This is a genomic window from Tahibacter caeni (genome assembly GCF_024609805.1).
In the GTDB taxonomy this organism is placed as follows: Bacteria; Pseudomonadota; Gammaproteobacteria; order Xanthomonadales; family Rhodanobacteraceae; genus Tahibacter; species Tahibacter caeni.
The window spans coordinates 1-1931 of the sequence record NZ_JANFVR010000548.1 but is presented as its reverse complement, the minus strand read 5'-3'; the positions used below and the strand labels follow the sequence as shown (position 1 = coordinate 1931).

General features: G+C 73.6%; 2 protein-coding genes. Both read right to left on the bottom strand.

The annotated features are described in order from the left end of the window. A partial coding sequence (locus NON22_RS23635) for a hypothetical protein (protein ID WP_257389436.1) occupies window positions 1–690 on the bottom strand: 690 nt, incomplete at its 3' end. Beyond that, window positions 687–1853, bottom strand: coding sequence for a Pvc16 family protein (locus NON22_RS23630; protein WP_257389435.1), 1167 nt, complete (start codon window positions 1851–1853; stop codon window positions 687–689). The genes NON22_RS23635 and NON22_RS23630, both read right to left, overlap by 4 nt. Window positions 1854–1931: the final 78 nt, after the last annotated feature.

Below are 1931 nucleotides of genomic sequence, written 5' to 3'. Positions count from 1 at the left end.
GGCCGCGGCCGGCTCCGCCGCGGCGGGCGCGATGGCCACGAGCGCGGGCGGCAAGGCCGCGTCGCAGTGCACGAGCTCGCGCGCGACGAGCGGCGGCACCAGCAGCGGCGCCTGCCAGAAATGGCCGGCGTCGGGAATCGCGAGCAGACCGCAGCGGAACAGCGGATGCGCCGGATCGAACGCGCGCAGCAGCGCGTCGGGCTCGTCCCAGAGGCGCTGCGCGAGCGCGAGCGTCGGCAGGGTGCGCGCCGCATCGTTCGCGCAGCTCGCGATGACGTGCATGGCCGCGCCGTCGACCGCGGCGAGCAGCGCGAGCCCGAGCACGAAGCACTCCACGTCCGACAGCTCCAATACGCGGACGACGCGGCCGAAGCCGCCGTCCGACCCGGCCGGCGGCGCGGCGGCAAGGCGTTCGCTCAGATAGCGCGCGGCGACGTCGCGCTCGAAGAACGCGCGCTTGTCGCGGTCGTAGCGCTCCAGATCGAGTACGGCGAGCGCGCGGTCGATCGTCGGCGGCAGCGCGCCCGGCGTGCCTTCGATGCCCTGCAGCTCGCGTTCGCGCCAGAGCCAGGCGACTTCACGGCGCAGGCGCAACGTCGTCTGCGCGAGCCAGTGACGCGCGAGCGCATCCTGCGCGTGCAGGCCCGGCGTGAAGGCGACCGGCGCGACGTCGAGCACGGCGGCGCTCACGGCAGCACCACGCGCGGGCTCGACCGCGCCTGCTGGTTGTTGACGCGCAGCAGCAGCCGGTAGGCGCCGGCCGCGAGGCCGGACACCGCGTTCGTGACGGTCAGGGTCTTCTGGTCGGCGGCATGGACGAAGGTGTCGAACAGCCGCACCGACGCGCCGTCGCTTTCGCGGCACAGCAGCGCGACGACGTCGTCGTCCGCCGTGCCGAGCAGGGTTCCCGTGACGTCGAGGTTCGCGCCGGCGAGCGCGACGTTCGTGACCGTCGGCAGCAGCCGTGCGACGAGGAGGTTCGACGAGCGCGTGCGCGTCGGCGACAGGCGCCGGCGCACGAGCAGCGGCAGTTCGCCGGCCGACAGCGTGGCGCCGGACGCGACCGGCGTGCCCGGGCTGCCTTCGGCCGTGACCGTCAGGCGGTCGGGTGCGGCCTGCAGTACGGTCAGCCGCACGTCGCCGAGCAGGACTTCCAGGTCGCCCGACAGGTCGTCGCCGAACAGGGTCAGCGCCGCGCCGGGTTCGAAGCGGTCCGGTTCCAGGCGCGCGAGGCGCGCGCCGAGCGTCGGAATCACGCCGAGCTGCACGCCGTCGCGGCCGATCACGGTTTCCGGCGCCGTGGTGTAGTCGACGCCGACGAGCAGCGCGCCGCGCGGCAGGTTGCCCGGAACGATCAGCACGGGCCGCACCTGGAACGCGACCGACAGGCGATAGCGTTCCTCGGCGCCCTGCATGACCTTCGACACGAGCTCGGCGTTGGACTCGTCGAACGTGAGTTTGAGCGGCTCGGGATTGTGCTCGAGCGCGAGGCGCACGTCGGCCGGCACGAGCGGATCGAGCGGCAGGTAGTGCAGCTCGTGCAGCGCGGACAGGCCGCGGCCGAGCAGGTCGTGCGCGCCTTCGGTGTCGCTGTTCTTGCCGGCGGCGAACGCGGTGAGCAGGAACTTCAGCACGAGCCACAGCGGCGGCGTCTCGCCGTCGCGCAGCGGCTGGTTGCGCAGGTGCGGATCGAACGCAGTCTCGTACAGGAACAGGTTGAGCTTGGGGTCGTCGTTGACGCTGTCCTCGTTCTCGGGCTTGCCGATCGCGACCTCGAAGCCGCGCCGGATCAGATGATCGCGCAACAGGCGGCTGACCGCGCCGATCGCCCTGCCGGAGTCCGCGAGCGCCATGGTCAGATCCTGCGCAGCGCGCGGCGCGACAGCGCGCCGGAGGAGGGCGGCGCCGTGGCGCGCGGCGCCGCGGCGGGC

Coding starts and splice junctions, on each gene's coding strand:
- NON22_RS23630 (WP_257389435.1), bottom strand. CDS start 1,853: ATGGCGCTCGCGGACTCCGGCAGGGCGATCGGCGCGGTCAGCCGCCTG.